Here is a 21723-nt window from a genome sequence, read left to right as displayed (position 1 = left end):
CACATCGGTGTCCACGCGCAGCGAGCCGAAGCCTTCGATGGCCTTGCGCAGGTCGACCATGCCCCAGCCGTAGATCTCATCGATGCCCGGATCGCCCAGATCGCGGGCGGTGGTCAGCAGCACGTCGCGGACCTGTGCGTTGTCCAGGTAGGGGAAGCGCTCAAACAGCAGCCCGAGAGCGCCGGTGATGTGCGGGGCCGCCATGGACGTTCCACTCTTCAGACCGTAGCCGTGCCTCGGCACGCGCTGAGTTACATCGAGCCAGACGTTGCCGTCCGCATCGGTGCGAATATCTGCTGTTGGCGGGGCAGAGGGATCGTAGGTCGTTGAGTTGATATCTGTGCCGGGAGCGGCGATGCACCAATTGGCACTCAGACCACATTTGTTTGATCTGTTGCTCAATACAAATTCATATTCATCCTTCTTCTCATCATTGCCCCTGTTCTTGTCGTCGACGTTGACTACACTCAGCCAGTATTTCTCGATATCAGGGAGCGCTCGAGGAAGCGTCGCATAAATGCCGGCAATGGGGCTCTCCTCGGGTGTAGGGATGACTTCATCAGTATTCCCTGCCGCCCAGACTTGAATCATGCCCTTGGCTTGCGCGCCATCCGCGAAGATCGAGAGTCTCTCAAGCCATTCGGGATCGCTGTATCGGTTATCCAATTCAGCTGCTGACTCCGGCTCCGTGGCCAAACCCCAGCTGTGATTGATCGCACGCACGCCCTCAGTGTTCATCTGATCGTATAGATCGACAAGCGCTGAATTCTCTGGCCCCGTGCTCTTAACCCGCTCACCAATACTGAACCCGTTGAGATAGATCTCGGTGACGCTGTTAAAGAACAACTTGGCGACGGTCAGATCTGCACCGAATCCCACACCATGCATGCCTACGCCATCACGATTGGCAGCGATGGTGCCACCCACATGGGTGCCGTGATCGTCATAGGATGCGTTCCGCAGAAACTCGCTCAGCTGTGGGTCACTTAGTAACAGATCAGCAATTCTCTTGGGCATCTTTGGATCAAGCTTATAGCGCTTAACCTGGACCTCATCACCAGCGCTGGAGAAGCAAGCATCCGGGCCCGTCAATGCAGTCCTGTTCGTGCACCGACTGCCATCGGCCAATAGATCAGCAATGGTGATGCTGCGATGATCCTTGCCGCCGAATTCTGGGTGATCCAAGCCGGTCCCGCTGTCGAACACTCCCAACCGGATGCCAGCGGCGCTTAGCCCCCTCGCGTACGCATACTGCGCATTCATTGCCCCCAAGCCCCAGTCCGAGTTGAACTCGTCGGTCTTCCAGCTATCTGGATTGCCCGCAGCTCCCATACTGGAACTGTCTGATGCGTGAGAGGGTGGGAGGGGCGCGCTTGGCTGGATTCCTGCTTCGGGCGCCGTCGAGCGGGCCCAAGCTGTCTGCAATGATCGCTGTTGCATGAGCGCATCCAGTGGCTCACTGGCAACGGACTGTGCTGACACTGTCAACGGCAACGAAGCGGCGATTGCGATCGCCAAGTGTGTGGCAAGCGGGTGGAGCGACTGGCGAGCGTAGAGCGAGCGTGTCATCTTCAAACGTCCTCGGCGGTGAGTAGTGTTACGAAGTAACTAACGCCGCGACGCCGTCGACACCCCCAGTCCCTTAACAGTAACTGAAGGCACTTCATTAGACTTAAAAAGTGTGATAGAAGTCACTTTAAATGAACCGTAAAAGATTGTGGATGCCCCGTGAAGGCGGGTCGGTTTGCCGGCAGGATGACGGCCAGCGCGCATTCGAAAGAGGGGCCGGGGTCGTGCGGTTCAAGTAGACGGGGAATCGGCCGCACCTCCGGGTCCGGGGCCGATGGCAGCTCAATCCAGGGGCGCGGGAGTAGCGCCAGCACTCAACCCGAACGATTCAGGCAGCTGCCGGCCGCGTTCGCCGGTTATACGACGACCCGCCGCATCCTTCCGGCCACGCCTCGCTCGCGCGCGCGGGACAGAGGGGTTTCAATGACGTCCCAGTTTTCCGCTGATGCACAGAATGGCGACCGCATGCGGCTCTGTTTGAGGGGCAGCGGGGGCGTGTGGGGAAATCTTCCTGCCGAGAGGGGGCTACGGCAGGAAGTCTGTCGTTCGACGCAATGCGGCGAGGTAACGTTTGGATTTGCCTGGCTGGGGGGGGAGCCCCCCCTTCGACGTTAGTACACAGGTCGTGTTGGCCAGTATGCCCAGCCCACCGACTGCCGCGAGCATGTGTCGGCGTCTCTGTCACCTCCAGGAATAGTCCAAATGAAAGGTAATTTCCGCTTGCCTGCGTTCCGTCAGCTGAGCCCGCTGCATGCAGCTGTCTGTCTTGCGCTGACGGGGGCGCTGTTGCCCTCCCTCGCGTCGGCCTACACCTTCCATATCAATGGAGATCGCATCATCGCGACAGGTGGTGTCAACTACCAGGACCACATCAGGCTGCGAAGGATTCTCGATGCCGCAGCCAGTAATGGCAGGACCATCACGCAGGTGGTCTTCCGCAACAGCCCCGGCGGCGATGCAGCTGCAGGACGAGGAACCGGGGAGCTACTGCGCCTGCGCGGGATCACTGCTGTATTCCAGGGTAAGTGCATCTCCGCCTGCGGCACCAGCTTCATCGGTGGTGCTGAACGACGCATCGCCAATTACGATCTGCCCGAGATCGATCCTAGCTATCCCGAAAACATCTTCATGATCCATGGGAGCACGGCCGGCGGAAAAGTCGTCCCGATCCCCCAGCAGGTCTCGGATGATCACTACGCGAAGATGATGCAGGGCAATGCGCCGCCAGAGGCCATCGCTCGTGTTGTGGGCGCCATCAATGGAATGCAGGTGCCGTTCGGTTCGTTCCTCACCTACTTCGATCCAAGGACCGGAAAGCCCGCCCAGTTCTGCCCGACCGAGGACAACTGCACCGTGTACGACGGTGTGGACATCTACAGCGACCGGATCATCACCAGCGAAGAGCGTGTCGATCTTTCCGCCGACTATTTGCGCGTCGCCGATAGCGTGCACGGCGACCTGAATCCTTACTTCTACGCGGCGCAATACGAGTACGCCGCGGGCTATGGTGCGGGCGCTGAAGGGGCGCCAGCCCCGTTCGACGCGGCGAAGATCGCCTCGGGCGATGCATTTGGCATGATCCGACTTGAGCGCGGGGGATCGTGGCTGGCGGATACGTCCAGCGGTGCGGAGATCCTCTGGGCGGAAAAGGGAAAAGTGGATGTGACCGCCGGTGGCCGTCTGGTGACGCTATACACCATTGTCGGAAGCGAGGGTTCCGTCACGCTGCAGGGGGGGCAACTGAAAGCTGAGGATACGACCGTGTCGGGCATGTTCGGTATTGGCGCCGGTGGCGAGCTGGACAACAAGGACGCAGTGCTGGTCAAGCGCAGTGGCCGGGTCGCTCTGGCGGGAGGGACGCTGAGAACTGCGGTCGCCACGCTGGACGCCGGCGCCCGGCTGGAGGGTCATGGGACGATCGCTGCGACCGGTTACGTAGCGTTCCCCGGCGAGCCAGGCGTTGCGTGGAATGTTCCACAGGTGACGCGGGTGAGGGTGGCCGGTGGCGATCTTCATCCTCAGGGTGGTCAGTTGACGGTCAACGGCTATGTCAGCTTCGCCTACTCCAATGCCGGCCGACTGCTGTTCGACATCACCCCGGAAACGCGTCAGGCAGGCCTTGTGCTGGGGGCATTCGAGGTGCATCGCTGCGAAAGCGTCAGCACATACTCCCTGTGTGCGGACGGCCCGGTCGCGACCGCACCGGGCTTCCTGATCGGCGGCACAGTCGGCAAACTCGCGCTGGACATCGCACCGGGCTACTACCGCCAGGATCTTTCTATCCCGCTGGTGCAAGGACGCATTTACGGGAGCGCCGAAGGTAGCCGGCTGACCGGCAAGCTGTTGAATGACCGCGAGAGCGAGTTCGATGCCAGCGTGCCGCAGCTGCAGGCCGGACAGGTCGCCTTCACCCGTGCCGAGCGGCAGGACGGCTCGGGCTACAGTGCCGATCTGACCAGTGCCGACACGGCACAGCGCAGGTTCCATCCGCGCGAGAACTCGCTGCTCACGTTCAATATCGTGCAGACCGGCGACGGCATCTGGGCGGTCGCCAATCCGGCCTTCGATGACGTGTCTCCGTTCGCCAACGTGGCGTCGGGCGCGGGCCTCGGCCAGGCATTGAGGACGGCCGCGTCGCAGCCGGCGTCGGTGCTGGAGCCGCTGCTGGGCGCACTGCAGTTTGCCGACCGCGACGTGGTCGCGCAGCAGGCCGGTGCGCTGCGTGGCGATGCGCACGCCACCCTGCGCCTGGCCGACAACGCCCTGCTGGGCAGCATCGGCAACGTGGTCCAGCAGCATCAGGCGGCGATGCGCAGTGCCGGTGGCGATGCCGATGGCCTGGCCGCGCAGGTCGCGCAGTCGATGTCGGCACAGCCGGGCATGCGCCATGGCACCCTGTTCAACCAGCTGGCAATGCATCTGGTCGAGCCGACGGCAGCAGGTGCGGGGGCCAGCGGTGATGGCCAGCGTGGCCACGGTCTGTGGGCACGTGGCTTCGCCAGCCATGGCCGCATCGATGCCGATGCCGGCGTGGCCGGGATGAGCCATACCGTGGGCGGCATCGTGGTCGGTGCCGATGCGCGCCTGGCCGATGACCGTGTCGGCCTGGGCGTGAGCGTGGCGGCCGCGGACATGTCGACCAAGGCCCGTGGCGCCTCCAGCTTCACCGGCGACGTGCGTGCGCTGGATGTGGGCGGTTACCTGGACGCGATCTACGCGCGCGGTTATCTGTCCGCGGCGGTGCGCTACACCGACCTGCGCCACGACACCCGGCGCAGCATCGCCGGCATCGAGGGCCTGCAGGATCCGCTGCGTGCGAAGTACAGCAACGATGCGATCTCCGCGCGGGTGGAACATGCGTTCTCCTTCACCAGCGGCAAGGGCGTGGTGATCCAGCCGCTGCTGCCGGTGGTGGACTATGCGCGCACCTCCGCGACGCGGTTCAACGAAGGGCAGGGCGTGGCGGCGCTGGCCGGGCGTGGCGGCAGCCTGGAGAGCATCCGGGTCGGTGCGGGCCTGCAGCTGTTCAAGACCTTCGAGGGCAACAACGGCGAGCGCATCACCCCGCGGGCGCGGGTGGTGTGGCAGAAGGAGCTGGGGGATACGCAGGCCCGCTACAGCACCGGCTTTGCGGCGGCGCCGGATCTGGTGTTCGGCAGCAACAGCCAGACGGTGGGCGAGCAGGTGCTGAGCTGGAACCTGGGTGTGACCAGCCGGGCCAGCGAGCGGCTGTCGGTGATGGTCGACTATGTGGGCGAGCGCCGCGACGGCCAGCTGCAGAATGGCGTGCAGCTGGGCCTGGGTTACCGGTTCTGAGCAGTTGTTTACTGCCCCGTCCTTTGAGACGGGGCAGTACGCAGAGAGCGCGTGGACGCCTGGCTCAATCCGGACCCGGCCGGCTTCCCGCGCTGTGCCGGGTCTTCGATGACAATCAGCCCCGTCTACGAACACAGGCCGGCGGCCTGGCAGATCAGGCGGCTTGGGGGGATGGACTCCCAGCACCTAGGATGTGGTCACATTCCACCAGCCGAGCGTTACTCACGGCTTGTCTTTCCCCGCACCCCGCACATGCGAGCAGAGTGCCGCCTGGCATTGTCTCCAGCTCCGGCACCTTCGTATGGGTGATGTGCTTGCAGTGGTTGCAACGCAGGCTGACGGCATTTACGCGGTCAAGGCTGCCGTCGCAATCTCGTGTTGCATCAAGGGCGAGAATGTAGAAAAGTCCTGTATCGGGCATTGCGGTGTACCGAGCATTTTTGCCGATACTGCCCTGATCGTTGCCGTCACTATGTGATGAGCATCCCCGTTCAGTATCACGTTTTACTGAATCGTTTCGCAGATCGCGTTTATCTCACCTGGAAGTTCCATTGCGGCTGATAGGGTTGTTGCTCACCAAGGCGGTGTGCATGCCCATTCGGGCGGTTGTATATGTAAGCGAAGCGAGCGACGTGCTCGCTGGTGACAAGCTCGGCTTGTCCAACGGAAAGCTGGACAAAGTGGTAGACGATGCAGCTCGGTTTAACCGTGACGCAGGAGTCACGGGGGTTCTCCTCTTCGACGGCGAACGCTTCATGCAGTATTTGGAGGGACCGGAGGATGGCCTTTCGGTCGCCTATTCCAGGGTTCTAGGCGCAACCAGCCATCACGGAATTGTCGAGTTACAGCGAGGAAGAGTTGGTCAACGACGGCTTCCGTTCTGGCCGATGCGCTGGCTACCTGTTGAGCCGGCAGAACTGCGCGGTATGGTCCGTGCCGATTGGACCGGTTTCAGCCAGCGTGGTGCAGAGGACAACGCCACCGCGATGGATATGCTCGTCCGCCTTGTCGAGCCCTACGTGCTCGCTGCATAGCTATCAAGGCGGAGTCTATCCGCCTGCAATCTGTTCTGTTAGCACTACCAGAGACTGCTGGAACGCGGCGGAGAACAGGGGGCCGCCGTCGTGCTGATGTGCAGCCGTGATAACGGGCAATAGCGTTGATTGCCAAAGGCACCAGTACTCCGAAATTCTTCGTACTACGGGGCGCAGATCCCACGTTAGCTTGGTGGGCGGCGCTCGCATTCCTGTGGGGGATGCTGGCGGTCCTTGTAGTTGGAGCGGGTTGGCTTTGCGTGAAGGCCAAGCGCTACCGGTAGACGTCTACATGGTCACGCGTTGCGGAAGCTGAAAGTAATTGAATTGCTTCATGTGCCACTCCGCCCAGGTCACCGTCACGTATCTGAGGCTGGGCCGGGTGATCTGTGTAACTGCTCTCCAAAGATCAACCCTGTCGCTTAAGTTTGGCGACAGTGAATGACATGATTGCAGCGGGCAGAGCGAACAGCAGCGCGAAGACCGAGACGCGGTAGAGTCCGAACCAATCCGTGAATCCATTCTCAACGCTAAATGCGATGAAACCAGAGGCGAACGCCATGATCGCACCCATTAAGGACGCCTTGCGGGGAGTCGCACCAAGGAGCCCAGCAGTTAATGCGATTACTGCGCAAAAAATGGCGATTTCCATAGGGGGTTGTTTGTCAGCTGGAAAAGTTGTTAAGGATATTCTGATTGATGATGAAAGGCGGCCTAAAAACAGCCGCCTCAGCAATTTCTTGGCACTAAATTTCTTGTGAGCCTTTGGGCAGCTTCGGAACCGGTCCGCCGGGGCCAACTGTTACGGTTCCCGTTCTTCCACCTCCGCCGTAGCTACCGCCGCCAATGTCGGATCCGCCGCCTCTACCTACGCCCTGGCCACTGCCACGACCACTGCCGGAGCCAACGCCGCCAACGCTATCAGCGTCACTCAGCGTCTCGACAGGTCTTGACTTTATGCCTTCAAATTTCCGAGATTGATTTAGTTGGTAGTCGATGCACACGGTTTGGGAGCACACCGTGATTACGTCGCCAATTTCGACTTGCCTTGCGAAAAAAGAAATTTGATTTGGATATGGATCCGCTACAAACCTTTTAAGGACAGATTCGACTCCGGGGTGAGCATACGGCATCTGCATGGTGCAGTAATGGCAGGAGATCGGCCCCCATCGGGCGGGTTGTGACGCGAACGCGGTGTAGGCCAGAACTATCAGTGCTGCTGATGAGAGGGTCGCAAGGATGGCGACATTTACTTTTCTTCTTGAGGTTCTATCCATGATTCAAGAGGCTCTGGTTGTATTAGTGTGAGCAGCAGTTAATTATGATTTGCTGGCTGCGTGACTTGGCTTGCTCTCGTTGGGAGTCCGTAAGATTTTTGGCAAGTTCTATTTGATCCACTTGGCTGTCTGCCGCCCTCGTCGATTTTATTGCTGCAAGCCTGTATGCGTAGGCCTCTACGGGGTCCGCGGGTGCAATGACTCCGTTTTCGTATATGTCTGAAAGGCTATACAGTGCGTCGGTGCTCCCTAGTCCTGCGGCCAGCTTCAGATAGTTTATAGAGTCGTCTTTCCATTTCTGAACTAGTTCTGGTTTCATCGCGTACTCCTGCGGATCGCCTAGCACATGGTCTGGGTTGATGGGGTACATGATCATCGCCTCGATCGATCCTTGTTGGGCCGCTTTTTCCAGCCAGTTCGTCTTTTGAAACTTGTCGCTCGTGAGTAATCCCTCGCATTCGAGTAGGCTTTTTCTGTCTTCTGCTGCAGTGTTTTTCATGGGTGTTGATTTTTCTCCGGCGTCGATTTCTTGATAGGATTTTCCGACATTTCGGAGTTGATTGCTGCAATCTAACGTCGCCAGGAAAATGTCGTACGATGCTACGGCGTCGCCCGATTGCGCTGCTTGAAACAGACTTTCTGCATAATCGAGGGCGTTCCCTGAGGGGCGCATCGGTCCGCTTCGGTTGATTGAGAATGCTCTACCCATTTCGGGTCTTGCTGCATGAGCTGATATCTTTCGCTCACTCACCAATCTTTCGATGTTGGGCCAAGACTTCGGTGCGGCCTCATTGTTGTTGCGGAGAGGGATGCGTGTTTCATCGGTCTTGAGCGTTCTCTGATCGTCACCAGAGAAATGCAGAGCAGCTATTGCGCTGAGGCAAGCAATTGTGAAAGCAGCGAGGGCTATTGCTGTGGATTTCTTCATGCGGGCTCTGGGCAGTTTCGTCAAATGGAACTAGGTGGTCATCTCCGCCGGCAGGATTTTTTCGATTTACCGAGCTATTGCGCTGAAGGCGGAGAACCCATGCCACTTTCACCTAATAGAACGTTGTTAAGCATGGATTCCCCCAGGTCACCCTTTGCGGATATTTATTATTCGTTCAGTATTGCGGGTCGAGGCGTATCTCTTGGTGCCCCGATGCCCTCTGGCTGGGTCCAGACCGGTGAGTGCTGGGCGCTCTGGTAAAACGGCCGAGAGACAGCCAGCGCTGCTTCCGATGGTGGTGCCGGCGTGCGCCTGTGGATGGAAGGCCAGAAGATGTGGCAAGTGAAGAAAGTGCGCGCGGCGAGCGTCCGGCAGGCGAAACGGTATTCCGAGCGCTGGTGCGCGGCCAGGCTACATCCCGACCTTCCCCTGCGCGAGGCCGTCGCCCGGCTGACGGACAGCACCCCGATCCGGCTGCCGCCGCCACTGTCCGGCCTGCCGCCAACGCGTGCGCAGCAGCAACAGGCGCGGCGCCTCGCTGAGTCTGGCGCGCTGGATCTGACACGGATCAAGGAAGCGCTGGAGCCGCGCAAGCCGCCGGCAGAGACCAAGCCCAGGGCGAGGGATCCTCAGAAGGCGCGGGTTAGGGCGGCGCTGCAGCAGCTACGGCAGGGTGTTTAAGCGGACCAAGGCCGTTCCGAAAAATTTCCTAACCCTTTGTTGCACAAGGCTTTGAAGTGATAGTTTTGATCGCGTATGCGGAACGGAGATAAGCGTAATGGCTTGAAAGATATCGGGTTGTCTCGTGACTTTTAATCTTTTGGTCGTAGGTTCGAATCCTACACGGCCCACCATTGCACTCAGAGACTTAGGCGTCCTTCGGGGCGCCTTTTCTTTGGATCGTCCTCCGCCTCAAGGCCAAGGGCAACGCGCTTCATTCTCCATCTGCGCCCCATTCTGCGGCTGCGCGCAGACGTTGCATGGGGCTGACGATTGCGTGTCGCTCACGACTTCACTTTCTGGCTTCGGAACAGCACATAGGCAAGGACAGCGGCGATCCCGGCCGGGATCAGCACGGCCGCAAGCACGATCATCCAATGCCAGAAGCTGAAGCTGCTCATACGGTTGGACCCTGGACTGGTGGCTTGAATCCTAGCACCGCGCAGTCAACGCTGCGGCGGCCTGTTTTGATGCATGTGCGGCATGGAGCGGAGATGCTGGACGAAAATCCGACGCAGATCGCGGAGCATTCCAGGGCCGTACAGGAGTGCAAAGCGGAACTGGACTAGTTCATGCTCTCGGGGCTGAAGCCGCGCTTGAAGTGATACTCAACCAGCATCCACCCGCTGTCGATCCCTGTATGGGCCCAGGTTTCGATGGAGCCATCTGCCTGGCGATTCGTGATCGTGATCGCCTCGCCCTGCCGCCCTGAGGCGGGCAGCTCCACAGTTGAGCCGCTGGATGTTCGAGTCAGCGGCTGCGGCTCAATCTGCCTGCGGACAATCGAAATCTCTCCCCCAGAGGTGACGGGCGCGTATCCGGGAGACCGTGCCTTGACCCACGCCAGAATGGACGCGGCCTCGACGGAGCCTGCTGGCCAGGTCGTCCGCGATTCCACGGTGGTGCGCGCCTTCACGGGTGTGGCCTCGGCAACGGCCAGTGCCGGGCCGACAGACACACTCGTCAACAACGCGATGCCGAAAGCAAGCGACGTCATCTGCATGGGAATTCCTTTCCTTGGACAGCGATCAATGGGTGCGTTCCCCACCTCCTGTGGAGGCTACTTCGCCGTCGCAGCCTTGGCCTCTGCTGCCTCGCGTTCCGCCGCCACGGTGGCAGCCACATTCGCAGCGCGGGCGGCGGCGTTCGCGGCCCGCTCCGCCGTGGCACGATCCGCATCGAACTGCGCCAGCCGTTGGATGCTGTATCTGCGCTCCAGTTCAGCTGATGCAGCGAAGCTGTCGGGATGTTTCGCGGCGCAGGCCTGCTGCACCAGTTGCACCGCACGGTCGGACAGCCCGGGCTGGAGGTTAGCGAGCAGGCAGTCGCCATACGGTGCGGATGCGGTTGGGCCTGCGGCCAGTGCGACGACGATCATTGCATTCAACATGCGTACCTCCTTGTAGGTTTGAACATGACGATGGACAGGTCCGGCTCGAGTATGGACCGCTTTGCGGCAGCGGGCTACTCGGCCCGCACATCCCGGCACACCAGTTCCGCCAGGCTGCGGCAGGCGAAGAACAGCCCTTCCACCACCCCGGCGTCCAGATGCCGGTCCGGCGTGGCCATTTCCCGGCAGCGGTCGGCGGCGTGCAGCATTTCCGCCACGGTGAGCATGCCGATGGCCGCCCGCTCCACCCGCGACAGGGCAACCCCACGCCCTGGGGAAACGTCGGCCTCAGGCCAGGGCAGACCATCGGCACCTTCACCCGCGCGGATGCGTTTCAGGCAGCCCAGGAAGGTGCTCAGTTCGGGCGATGGGTTGTCGTCGTCATCATCGATGCCGGTGGCGTGTGAAGCATAGGGCGGACGTTCGGTCATCTCGGCTTCCTCGGCTCTTGCGTGGACGTGCCACCGCGCAGAGCGGGTGGCGGGCGATGCGTGGCTGCAAGCCGGAATGACATCACGCAGTAACCGGCGGGTCCGAAAACCCCCACGCACCGCCCGCCATAACGGCCGACGGATCACCCGCCGGCACCGTCCAAAGACGGCGTCGGCCGGTGAGCGCAAACAACAGCGTGAATGTCATTACGAGCTTGCAGGCCCGGTGCCACCCGTTGTCGGTGGCGCTGCATGGTGTTCACGCACGCGCTTGGATTTCAATGAGGATTCTCCGAAGAGAAATGCGGAACCAAGGCGCGCGACGATGGTGGTGCAGGCGAATCTGATGCGGCAAGCGACAGCACGCGACGTGTTGATGCTTACGCCCGGTTTATCGCGTTGGAAGTTGTCGAGAACAGCGGGTGGCGGCGACCATGCCGTGATGTGTCGCGTGGAAAATGGGCGTGACTTTCGCCTGCAGCGGTGGCAAGGCCTGCGAGTCGTACCCTCGAAAATCGGTGCATTTGCGACGACCGAGATGTTGGCGTCTGCGCCGGGGCGAGGTGTTGTAGAGCCGAGCCATGCTCGGCTGCAGTTCGCGTCAGGGCCAAGCCGAGCGTGGGCTCGGCTCTACAGTGATCCATCCACGCTTGGCGTGGATGTACAGCGACCTCGCGCTATGCTCGGCCTCTTTCCCAGGACGGGTTCTCCCATGCGCCCCATCGTGCTGTCGCTGTTGTTGTCCGCCGTCTCCGCCGCGCCACTGATGGCCGCCGAACCCGCGCCGTCCGCGCAGACAACGCCGGCCGCGCCGCTCGTCATCGGCGAGACCTTCACCGTGCAATCGAAGGCGCTGGGCGAGACCCGCCGCATCAATGTCTACCGCCCGCAGCCCTGGGGGCTGGACCCGAATACGCCGCTGCCGGTGCTCTACATGCCCGATGGCGGCATCGGCGAGGATTTCCTGCATGTGGCGGGGCTGGTGCAGGTGTTGAGCGGCAACGGCAGCATGCGTCCGTTCTTGCTGGTTGGCATCGAGAACACCGAGCGCCGCCGCGACATGACCGGCCCCAGCAAGGACCCGCAGGACCAGAAGATCGCGCCGCGCATCGGCGGTTCGGCGGCCTACCGCACCTTCCTGCGCGATGAACTGATGCCGCAGGTGCGCCAGCGCTACCCGACCACCGACGAGCGTGCGTTGATCGGCGAATCGTTGGCCGGCCTGTTCGTGGTTGAAACACTGCTGCAGGAACCGACGCTGTTCGACAGCTACATCGCGCTCGATCCCAGCCTGTGGTGGAACCGTGGCAGCTTGCTGGCCGGCGCAGCCATGCAGCTGCCGGCGGTGACGCAGGCAAAGCTACGCGTGTTCCTGGCCAGCAGTGGGCAACCGGAACTGGCCAGTTCCACGGCGCAGCTGGCTACATTGCTGCAACAGGCGTCGCCGTCGCCGCTGGTGAAGTACCTGCCGCTGCCGGAAGAAACCCACGCCACGATCTATCACCCGGCCGCATTGCAGGCGCTGCGCACGCTGTTCCCCGCGCCGCCAGCTTCGCCCTGACCGCACTGGCACCGGCGTGCACCGCATGCAAGGATGCGGCAGCGGCGCCATCCGGTGCGCCGCCCGTAACGGGAGCGTGTGGATGCAGCGTGTGCGTGGATGGAGTGTGGCGGCCTGTCTGGCCGTAAGTGGCTGTGCGATGTCGGTGGCGCCACCGGCGGCGCAGAGTGAGGCAAAGCAAAGCGCGTCTACCGTCGCGCCGGGTGTGGTGCTGCCGGATACCGAGGCGCTGCGCGTGCACGATCCGGTCGGCCGCGATTACCCGGTGTGGGTGGCGTTGCCGGCCGACTACGCCGCACATCCGGAAAAGCGCTATCCGGTACTGTACGTGACCGACGCGCTGTACAGCTTCCCGCTGGTACGCAGCGTGCGACACATGGTGGGGCAGCGGGGCGTCAACATCGAAGACTTCATCCTGGTGGGGCTGCCGCCGCAGGAGGGGCTGACCTCCAGGCAGAGCCGCTCGCGCGACTACACGCCCAGCGACCCGGCACGTACCGATCCGCGGGACTACAGTGATGACGTCAGCTACGGCGGTGCCGCGCACTATCGCGACTTTCTTGCCGAGCAGGTGCTGCCGATGATCGATGCGCGCTACCGCACCGATCCGGCGCGGCGCGCCTATGCAGGCCATTCCTATGGTGGCCTGTTCGGTGCCTATGTGCTGACCACGCGCCCGGACATGTTCCGTAGCTATATCCTGTCCAGTCCGTCGCTGTGGTTCGATGATCATCGCGTGCCGCGCATGCAGGCGGAGGCCAAGGCGCCGACGCAGCCGACCACGGTGGTGCTGTCGGTAGGCAGCTTTGAAACGGTCAAGCCCGAGCCGCGTTATTTCACCCGCAACGACATGCTGCGCGACAACGCCGAGTTCGCCGAGCAGCTGCGCAGCAGCGGGCGTTCGTTGAAGGTGGAGAACATGGTGATCGATGACGAGGACCACTTCACGGTCTACCCGGACGTGATCACGCGCGCGCTGCTGAGGGTGTTTCCGGGCACCGGGCCGTACAGCAGCGGTTGACGGCGGAGGTCATCCACGCAGGGCGTGGATGGATGCTTCACGCCGCCTGTGCATCCGGCCCGGTCAATACGCCCACATCCGCGTGGCGGAAGCACAGGCGGATCGCATCGAGCAACTCGCTCATGTTGTACGGCTTGGGCAGGAAATGGATGCCGTCGCGCAACTGCGGCAGGACGGCGTGCTGGTCCATGCCCGATGTCACCAGGATCGGCAGCTGGGGATGCAGGCCGCGGACCCGGTTGGCGGCTTCGATGCCGCTGATCGGGCCCAGATTGACGTCGGTGAACAGCAGGTCGAACCGCTCGCCGGCGGCCAGCAGGCCCAGTGCCGCTTCGGCAGAGCTCACCCCCACCACGTGGCAGGCCTGGCTTTCCAGCGCCATGCGGCTCAGTTCGCGGGTCTCCTCCGCGTCCTCGATCAGCAGGACGCGCGGTTCAACGTGGCGCTTGGACAGCAACATGACGCGACAACTCCGGACAGCGGCGGTGAAAAGGCGCGCAAGTATGCGCAATCCGGTAGTGATCCCGGCGTGCACGGCAAGCCACGTGGATGTTACAGGCGGCGGCGCCGGCGCATGTCCCAGGCCAGGACCGCGACCGCCAGCAGAGCCGTGCCGATGCGCAGGCTGGTGGCCTGCCAACCGAGCGCCACGGCGTCATCCAGGCTGAACACGTTCCAGGCCAGGTTCATCGACACGTGCAGCGCCAGGCCGCACCACAGGGTGTTGCCATCCAGGCGGTCCAGCCAGGCGAAGACGAAGCCCCCCAAGGCGATCACTGCGCCGACGAACAGCGCCACCCCACCGCCATCGAAACCGCCGAATCCAAGCCAGTGCACCATGCCGAACAACAGGGCCTGCGGCAGTGCGAGCAAGGGCCACGGGCCGCGCACGATCTTCACCAGCAGAATGAAGCCCAGGCCGCGGAACAGAATCTCTTCGGCCAGCGGGAACAGAACGGCCAGCATCGTCGCATCGAGGGCGGTCAGCGCCGTGTTGGGTCGGCCGAGCACGGCCAGGCCCACCCAGCAGGGCAGGCTGGCCAGCAGCACCCATAGCGGTCCGCGCATCCCGTTGCCGCGCAGGCCGAGGCTTTCGGCCAACCCCATGTGGCGCGGACGCAGCAGCAGGGCCAGCAGCACGGCCACCAGCACCGCCAGGGCGTTGTCGAGCAGGCTGCCGCCATAGGGGATCGGCAGGCCGGGGATGGGCCGCCCCAACGCCGCCACGATGTCGCGTACGTTCAGGCCGAGGCCCGTTCCCAGCAGGACCAGCAGGATCCGGGCGGCAGTCGGCAGGCGGGACAGGACACTCATCAGCGCATTCCATGCGGGACCAGACCGCAGTGTGCGAGGCGGCGCGATGCAGGGCACGCGCCGGAAGTCCCCCTGCCATCGGTCATGCGTTGCCGGACAGTCATCGCAGGGCAGGTAGAGTCCAGATCAGACCTGACAGGAGCAATGCCGATGCTGTGCCCCGTGTGCAAGACCCAGACCCTGCAGATGACCGAGCGCCATGGCATCGAGATCGACTACTGCCCGAATTGCCGCGGCGTGTGGCTGGATCGTGGCGAACTGGACAAGATCATCGAGCGCGCCAATGCTGGTGCGGCGGTGCCGCCACCGCCGCCAGCACAGGCACAACCGGCGGCAGTGCCACCGCCGGTGATGCACCGCGATACCCGCCACCTTGGCCAGCGTCACGACGAAAACCGTGGCCAGCACGGTTACGGCTACAAGAAAAAGAAGAAGGAAAGCTTCCTGTCCGACCTGTTCGACTTCTGACAGGCCCACGGGGCAGCGGCGATCCCGGGGGCGTCAGGCCCGGCGCAGGATGAACTCGCGATCGCGGCTGTCGCCGACGATGAAGTCGTATTCGCCGGCCTTGCTGCAACCGTAGCGCGCGTAGAAGCGCTGTGCGCCGAGGTTCTCCTCCCAGACGCCGACCCACAGGGTGCGGCGCTGCGGCGTATCCAGCCAATGCAGGAACGCCTCCATCAGGCGCGCCCCGTGGCCGCCGTTCTGGTACGCCGCCAGCACATACAGGCGCTTGAGTTCGATGTCGCCGTCGCGGGCGTCGACATGCGGCAGGGTGTTGGCTCCTGCGGCCAGATAGCCAACCACCGTATCGCCATCGAGCAGCAGCCAGACCGCGCTGCGTGGATCGGACAGCTCGATGCGCTGCGGCTGCGTGCTGTAGTGTACGTGCAGGAACGCATGCAGATCCTGCGGCGGATAGGAGTCGCCCCAGGTTTCGGTGTAGGTGGCGATGGCGATCGCTGAGAGCGCTTCAGCGTCGGCGAAGGTGGCGCGGCGGATCTGCAAGGCCATGATGCAAGCTGCGAAAGAACGTGCCGCAGTGTAGCCGGCCTCGGTCTGAACCGGGGCCGGCTGCTGCACGCATTGTGCCGACTAGAACCACATGCGCACGCCCGCTACCCAGCGCGTGTCGCGCGCGTGGTCGCCGGCATAGTCGGCGGTATCGCCGAAACTGCGCTCATGGGTGATACCGATGTAAGGCGCGAAGCGGCGGCTGAACTCGTAGCGCAGGCGCAGTCCGGCCTCGACCTTGTTCAGGCCGCGCCCGATGCCGTACTCCGGTTCGTCCTTGCTGGCCACGGTGGCCTCCACCAGCGGCTGCAGGATCAGCCGGTTGGTCAGCAGCACGTCGTACTCCACTTCGGCCTTGGCCAGCAGCTGTCCGCCGGAGCCGGCATAGAGCGTGGCCGAACTCTCGAACTTGTACGGCGCCAGGCCCTGGATGCCGATGGCCGCCCAGGTTCGGGAATCGGCGGGGCGGAAGTCCTGGCGGACACCCACCAGCACATCCCACCAGGGCGACACGCTGCGCCCGTACAGTGCTTCCACCGCCGAGGATTCGGTGCGGCCCTCACTGCGCTCGCCATCGGTGCGCAGCCACAGGCGGTTGATGTTGCCGCCGATCCAGCCGGTGGCCTCCCAGGCCTGGCCGTTGCTGTTTTTGCCGTCCCAATGCTCCAGGCGGTCGATCAGCAGCAGGCTGTTGATCTCCGGCGCATGCTCCATCGCGCCATGGGCGATGGGCGGGAACGCGGCGGCACGATCGGCGTCGGTGGGCACTGGAATCGGCTCGCGCGGCTCGGTCGGCGCGGACGTGCCGTGACCCATCGCCGCGTGATCCATCTGCGAGTGATCCATCGTCGAATGATCCATCTTCGAGTGATCCATCTTCGAGTGATCCATCTTCGAGTGATCCATCGTCGAATGATCCATCTTCGAGTGATCAACCGCGTCTTCGGCAGTGGGCTGCTTGGTCTTCGGCGCCGGTGCCGGTGCGGGTGTGGGCATGTCATGGCCCGCGTGCGACTGTGCGAAAGCAGGCAGTGCGACGGTCAGGGCCATTGCCAGCAGGCTGGGGGAGAAAAGGGAGCGCTTCATTCTTCGATCCTCACTTCGCGCATCATCCCCGCTTCCATGTGGTAGAGCAGGTGGCAGTGATAGGCCCAGCGGCCGAGCGCATCGGCGCGCACGCGGTAGCTGCGGCGGGTGCCCGGCGGCATGTCCACCGTGTGCTTGCGCAGCTGGAAGTTGCCCTGCGCGTCCTCCACATCGCTCCAGACGCCATGCAGGTGGATCGGATGCTGCATCATCGTGTCGTTGACCAGCACGATGCGCATGCGCTCGCCGTAGTTCAGCCGCAGTGGCTCGGCGCTGGCGAATGGAATGCCGTCGAACGACCAGGAGAACTTCTCCATGTGGCCGGTCAGGTGCAGCTCGATCTCACGGCTGGGCTCGCGGCCATCGGGGTCCTCGAACAGGCTGCGCATCGCGCCGTAGGTCAGCACCTGGCGGCCGTTGTCGCGCAGGCCGATGCCGGGATCGTCCAGCTTGGGATCGGTGGCCGAGCTCTGCATGTCCACCAGCGGATTGTTGCGTTCGCTGGCCGGGTGCTGCGGTGCCTTGCCGGTGGTCGTCGCGCCGCCATGCGCGCCGTGCCCCATGCTGGCGCCGCAGCCGCCTTCCATGCCTTTCATCGCGGCCATGTCATGACCGCCGTGACCGCCGCCCATGTCGTGACCCATATCGCTCATCGTCAGCAGCGGGCGCGGGTCGCGGGCGGGAACCGGCGCCTGCAGGCCGTGGCGCACGGCCAGGGTGCCGGCCGCGTAGCCGGTGCGGCCCATGTCCTGGCAGAAGATGGTGAACGCATCCTGCCCGCTGGGTTCGACCAGCACGTCGTAGGTCTCGGCGGGGGCGATGCGGAACTCATCGATGCTGACCGGATGGATGTACTGGCCATCGGCAGCGACCACGGTCATCTTCAGGCCGGGAATGCGCACGTCGAAGTAGGTCATCGAGGCGCCGTTGATGAAGCGCAGCAGCACCTTCTCGCCAGTGCGGAACAGCCCGGTCCAGTTGCCGGCCGGCGCGGTGCCGTTCATCAGGTAGGTGTACGTATGCGCGTTGATGTCGGAGATGTCGGTGGGTGTCATCCGCATCCGTCCCCACATGCCGCGGTCGGACAGCGCCGCAGACCAGCCATCGCGGCGCACATCGCGCACGAAGTCGGGCAGGGTGCGCTTGTAGTAGTTGTCGTGCTCGGCGAGCTTCTTCATGCGCCGGAACAGTGCACCCGGGTCCATGTCGGTCCAGTCCGACAGCATGATCACGTGCTCGCGGTCGTGCCGGTACGGGGCCGGCTCGGCCGGGTCGATGATCAGTGCGCCATACAGGCCGGCCTGCTCCTGGAACATCGAATGGCTGTGATACCAGTACGTGCCCGACTGCTTGAGCTGGAAGTGGTAGTGGTAGGTCTCGCCGGGACCGATGCCGTTGAAGCTCAGGCCCGGGACGCCGTCCATGTTGGCCGGCAGCAGGATGCCGTGCCAGTGGATCGAGGTCGGGTGGCGGTCCAGCGTATTGCGTACGAACAGATCCACGGTCTGGCCCTCGCGCCAGCGCAGGATCGGTGCCGGCAGTGAGCCGTTGACGGTGATCGCCGGCCGGGTGCGACCGGTGAAGTTGGCCAGCGATTCGCCGATGGCCAGTTCCAGGCGGGTATCGGTCAGCACGGCGGGTGCGCCGGCCAGGCGCGGGGCGGCACTGGCCGCAGCGAGCGCGCGCTGCGGGACGCCGACCGAGGCGATGCCGGCAACCACGCCGCCAGCGGCGAGACCTTGAACGAACAGGCGGCGCGACGGCATGGGCAGGGCGCCCGGGCCGGGGGGAATGCGGGTATTCATGGTGGTGACTCCAGACACGGTAGGACGCCGGCAGCGGGCCGGCTTGAGTGCGCGTGGCGCACGACGCGTGTGGATCAGGCGATGGGAGGGCGGGAAAGTGGCGGCAACGGCGGCGCCGGGCGGCCGTTGGCCGGCATCGGCTGCGGTGTCAGCGACAGGCCGGGACCGGCCATGAAGGGCAGCGCCTGCACCGCCAGCAGGGGATGCTGGGCACAGCTGCGCAGGCAGTCCTTGATCTGGCAATGCGCATCGTGGGCCGCCGGTTGGGCCTGCGGCGCCTCGTTGGCGGACATGGCGGCGTGGTGATGGCAGTCGGCGTCGCCCGCCATCGTCGCCATCATCACGTGGGCTATGCGGCCCATCTCCTCATGACCGCTGGCCATGGCCGCGTTCAGCCCGTTGAGCAACAGGCTGAGCATGAGCACGACGCGGAGCAGGGTCGAGGCCAGGGACATGGCGCTAATCTAGCCGCAAGCGGGCCCGGATGCACTTCCGGCTGAATGGCCGGTTCAAGATTGGAGCGGCACCAATGTAGAGCCGAGCCCGCGCTTGGCTGCTTCTGCGGCAACAGCCGAGCGTGGGCTCGGCTCTACAGGAGGCCCGGCGCTACCCCTCTTCGCGCACGATTTCCACCAGGCGCGGACCATAGCGGCTCAGCTTGGTGCCACCGATGCCGCCGACCCGGGCCAGCTCGTCCAGGCTGGTGGGGCGCTGTTCGGCGATGTTGCGCAGGGTACTGTCGTGGAAGATCACGAAGGCCGGCACGTTCTGCTCGCGGGCCAGTTCGGCACGCAGGCCGCGCAGGGCATTGAACAGGGCCAGATCCTGCGGGGGGACCGACAGGCCGGTGCGCTGCGCGCTGCGTTCGCGGCCGGCGCTGGTCGCAGCCTCGCGGCGCATGTTCACCGTGCGGCGGCCCTTCAGTACGTCGCGGCTGGCATCGGTCAGGCGCAGGCCGCCGTGGCCTTCGCTGTCCACTTCGAGCAGGCTGGCGGCCACCAGCTGGCGGAACACGCTGCGCCAGGTCCTTGCATCCAGGTCGCGGCCGATGGCGTAGGTGCTGAGCTGGTCATGACCTTGCTGGCGCACCTTCTCGTTCTCGCTGCCGCGCAGGATGTCGATCAGGTGGCCGACGCCGTAGCGCTGGCCGCTGCGGTAGACGCAGCTCAGTGCCTTCTGCGCGGGAACCGTCGCGTCCCATGCCGCTGGCGGGGTCAGGCAGTTGTCGCAGTTGCCGCAGGGGCGGGGATAGGTTTCCCCGAAGCCGGCCAGCAGCACCTGGCGGCGGCATTGCATGGATTCGCAATAGCCGAGCAGGTGGTCGAGCTTGGACCGCTCCAGCTGCTTGCGTTCCTCGCCGGCTTCGGACTGCTCGATCATCTGCTTGAGCAGCACGACGTCGCCCAGGCCGTAGCACAGCCATGCTTCGGCCGCTTCGCCATCGCGGCCGGCGCGGCCGGTTTCCTGGTAGTAGCCTTCCATCGACTTGGGCAGGTCGGTATGCGCAACGAAGCGCACGTCCGGCTTGTCGATGCCCATGCCGAAGGCGATGGTGGCGCACATGACGATACCGTCCTCGCGCAGGAAGCGGCGCTGATTGTCCGCGCGGACGTCGGCGGGCAGGCCGGCGTGGTAGGGCAGGGCGTTGAAGCCCTGTCCGCGCAGGTACTCGGCGGTTTCCTCGACCTTGCGCCGCGACATGCAGTAGACGATGCCCGCCTCGCCGCGATGGCCGCGCAGGAAATCGGTCAGCTGCTTGCGTGCGTTGTCCTTCTGCACCACGGTGTAGCGGATGTTGGGGCGGTCGAAGGAACTGACGAAATGGCGGGCATCCTGCAGGTCCAGGCGCTCGGCGATCTCGCGCTGGGTCGGCGGATCGGCGGTGGCTGTCAGGGCAATCCGGGGAATCTGCGGCCAGCGCTCGTGCAGCACCGTCAGCTGGCGGTACTCGGGGCGGAAGTCATGGCCCCATTGCGACACGCAATGGGCTTCGTCGATCGCGAACAGGGCGATCCGGCTGCGCGAGAGCAGGGACAGGAAGCGACCCGTCAGCAGGCGCTCGGGTGCGACATAGAGCATGTCCAGCTCACCGGCCAGCAGTTCGCGTTCGACGCGGCCGGCAGTGTCCGCGTCCAGCGTCGAGTTCAGGTATTCGGCGCGCACGCCCAGCTGGCGCAGGGCTTCGACCTGGTCCTGCATCAGTGCGATCAGCGGTGAGATGACAATGCCGCACCCGTCGCGCAGCAGGGCGGGCACCTGGTAGCACAGCGACTTGCCACCGCCGGTGGGCATCAACACCAGTGCGTCGTGACCGGCAGCCACGTGCTCCACGATGTCCTGCTGCGGACCACGGAAATCGTCGTAACCAAAGACGCGGTTGAGCAGGTCGTGCGCGGGACGGGAAGCCATCGCGCTAGTTTACCCCGGAGGGAGGGGTAGGGGTTCGGCAGGGCTGCGCCTTGCACCTGCTGCAAGCCAGTGCAACGTCAAAGGCAACAGCCGGCTCTGGGCTGATCCGCGGTCTGGTGGGGGGGGGGGGGGGGGGGGGGGGGGGGGGGGGGGGGGGGGGGGGGGGGGGGGGGGGGGGGAGGGAGGGCCAGCCGGCCGCGCCCCCCCCCGCCCCCCCCCCCCCCCCCCCCCCCCCCCCCCCCCCCCCCCCCCCCCCCCCCCCCCCCCCCCCCCCCCCCAACCCACAGGAAACCCGCTTTTGCTCCGGCCGTTGCCGTTGCAGTTGCCTCTGCGGGTGCAGGGCGCAGC

At 64.0% G+C, this 21723-nt stretch carries 19 protein-coding genes; 6 read left to right on the top strand and 13 right to left on the bottom strand.

Annotated elements, in window-relative coordinates:
- A partial coding sequence (locus ACVOME_RS16890) for a S8 family peptidase (RefSeq protein WP_481505311.1) occupies positions 1-1569 on the bottom strand: 1569 nt, incomplete at its 3' end.
- A gap of 702 nt (positions 1570-2271) precedes the next feature.
- On the opposite strand from ACVOME_RS16890, the gene ACVOME_RS16885 reads away from it, so the two are divergent.
- Entirely contained in the window at positions 2272-5385 is a 3114-nt protein-coding gene (locus ACVOME_RS16885) for an autotransporter domain-containing protein (RefSeq protein ID WP_481505310.1), read from the top strand.
- Between the two features lie 590 nt (positions 5386-5975).
- The gene (locus ACVOME_RS16880; protein WP_111186743.1) at positions 5976-6419 is read left to right on the top strand and encodes a BLUF domain-containing protein; all 444 of its coding nucleotides are present in this window, start codon (positions 5976-5978) and stop codon (positions 6417-6419) included.
- Positions 6420-6828: 409 nt separating this feature from the next.
- On the opposite strand, the gene ACVOME_RS16875 is transcribed toward ACVOME_RS16880, so the two are convergent.
- Both ACVOME_RS16875 and ACVOME_RS16870 read right to left on the bottom strand, forming a co-directional pair.
- Positions 6829-7071 carry a hypothetical protein gene (locus ACVOME_RS16875; protein ID WP_181452125.1) on the bottom strand — a complete coding sequence of 81 codons (243 nt, stop codon included), beginning with the start codon at positions 7069-7071 and terminating at the stop codon, positions 6829-6831.
- 647 nt (positions 7072-7718) lie between these two features.
- The gene (locus ACVOME_RS16870) at positions 7719-8624 is read right to left on the bottom strand and encodes an SEL1-like repeat protein (protein ID WP_146256245.1); all 906 of its coding nucleotides are present in this window, start codon (positions 8622-8624) and stop codon (positions 7719-7721) included.
- 306 nt (positions 8625-8930) lie between these two features.
- On the opposite strand from ACVOME_RS16870, the gene ACVOME_RS16865 reads away from it, so the two are divergent.
- The gene (locus tag ACVOME_RS16865) at positions 8931-9305 is read left to right on the top strand and encodes a hypothetical protein (RefSeq protein ID WP_258391188.1); all 375 of its coding nucleotides are present in this window, start codon (positions 8931-8933) and stop codon (positions 9303-9305) included.
- Between the two features lie 604 nt (positions 9306-9909).
- On the opposite strand, the gene ACVOME_RS16860 is transcribed toward ACVOME_RS16865, so the two are convergent.
- From ACVOME_RS16860 to ACVOME_RS16850, 3 genes are all read right to left on the bottom strand, one after another.
- Positions 9910-10347: a hypothetical protein gene (locus tag ACVOME_RS16860; protein ID WP_197572211.1), complete on the bottom strand. Its 438-nt coding sequence runs from the start codon at positions 10345-10347 to the stop codon at positions 9910-9912.
- A gap of 57 nt (positions 10348-10404) precedes the next feature.
- A complete protein-coding gene (locus tag ACVOME_RS16855) occupies positions 10405-10734 on the bottom strand; it encodes a hypothetical protein (RefSeq protein WP_111186739.1) in 330 nt (109 codons plus the stop codon).
- A gap of 74 nt (positions 10735-10808) precedes the next feature.
- Positions 10809-11165 (bottom strand): hypothetical protein, encoded by a 357-nt coding sequence (locus tag ACVOME_RS16850; protein WP_313451825.1) that lies wholly within the window; start codon positions 11163-11165, stop codon positions 10809-10811.
- 712 nt (positions 11166-11877) lie between these two features.
- On the opposite strand from ACVOME_RS16850, the gene ACVOME_RS16845 reads away from it, so the two are divergent.
- Together ACVOME_RS16845 and ACVOME_RS16840 are read left to right on the top strand one after the other, a co-directional pair.
- Entirely contained in the window at positions 11878-12726 is an 849-nt protein-coding gene (locus ACVOME_RS16845) for an alpha/beta hydrolase (RefSeq protein ID WP_111186737.1), read from the top strand.
- 82 nt (positions 12727-12808) lie between these two features.
- Positions 12809-13747: an alpha/beta hydrolase gene (locus tag ACVOME_RS16840; protein ID WP_065174768.1), complete on the top strand. Its 939-nt coding sequence runs from the start codon at positions 12809-12811 to the stop codon at positions 13745-13747.
- Between the two features lie 37 nt (positions 13748-13784).
- Here the strand turns inward: ACVOME_RS16840 and ACVOME_RS16835 are convergent, their stop codons facing one another.
- Positions 13785-14207, bottom strand: coding sequence for a response regulator (locus ACVOME_RS16835; protein WP_065174769.1), 423 nt, complete (start codon positions 14205-14207; stop codon positions 13785-13787).
- 92 nt (positions 14208-14299) lie between these two features.
- The gene (locus ACVOME_RS16830) at positions 14300-15061 is read right to left on the bottom strand and encodes a CPBP family glutamic-type intramembrane protease (protein WP_481505309.1); all 762 of its coding nucleotides are present in this window, start codon (positions 15059-15061) and stop codon (positions 14300-14302) included.
- A 150-nt stretch (positions 15062-15211) separates the two neighbouring features.
- Here ACVOME_RS16830 and ACVOME_RS16825 point away from each other — a divergent pair, with 150 nt between their 5' ends.
- On the top strand, positions 15212-15529 hold the full coding sequence (locus ACVOME_RS16825; protein ID WP_111186735.1) for a TFIIB-type zinc ribbon-containing protein: 318 nt from the start codon (positions 15212-15214) through the stop codon (positions 15527-15529).
- Positions 15530-15562: 33 nt separating this feature from the next.
- Here ACVOME_RS16825 and ACVOME_RS16820 read toward each other — a convergent pair whose 3' ends face one another.
- The 5 genes from ACVOME_RS16820 to recQ form a co-directional block, all read right to left on the bottom strand.
- Positions 15563-16075: a GNAT family N-acetyltransferase gene (locus ACVOME_RS16820; RefSeq protein ID WP_111186734.1), complete on the bottom strand. Its 513-nt coding sequence runs from the start codon at positions 16073-16075 to the stop codon at positions 15563-15565.
- Positions 16076-16156: 81 nt separating this feature from the next.
- Positions 16157-17161: a copper resistance protein B gene (locus ACVOME_RS16815; protein WP_111186733.1), complete on the bottom strand. Its 1005-nt coding sequence runs from the start codon at positions 17159-17161 to the stop codon at positions 16157-16159.
- Positions 17158-18966 (bottom strand): copper resistance system multicopper oxidase, encoded by a 1809-nt coding sequence (locus tag ACVOME_RS16810; RefSeq protein WP_053520159.1) that lies wholly within the window; start codon positions 18964-18966, stop codon positions 17158-17160. Before ACVOME_RS16810 ends, ACVOME_RS16815 begins: the two co-directional genes overlap by 4 nt.
- A 74-nt stretch (positions 18967-19040) precedes the next feature.
- Positions 19041-19421, bottom strand: coding sequence for a CopL family metal-binding regulatory protein (locus ACVOME_RS16805; RefSeq protein WP_481505308.1), 381 nt, complete (start codon positions 19419-19421; stop codon positions 19041-19043).
- Positions 19422-19572: 151 nt separating this feature from the next.
- Positions 19573-21375: a DNA helicase RecQ gene (recQ, locus tag ACVOME_RS16800; RefSeq protein ID WP_053520157.1), complete on the bottom strand. Its 1803-nt coding sequence runs from the start codon at positions 21373-21375 to the stop codon at positions 19573-19575.
- Between the last annotated feature and the right edge of the window lie 348 nt (positions 21376-21723).

The organism is Stenotrophomonas sp. STEN008 (assembly GCF_056760435.1).
This window is presented reverse-complemented; position numbering and strand designations above follow the sequence as displayed.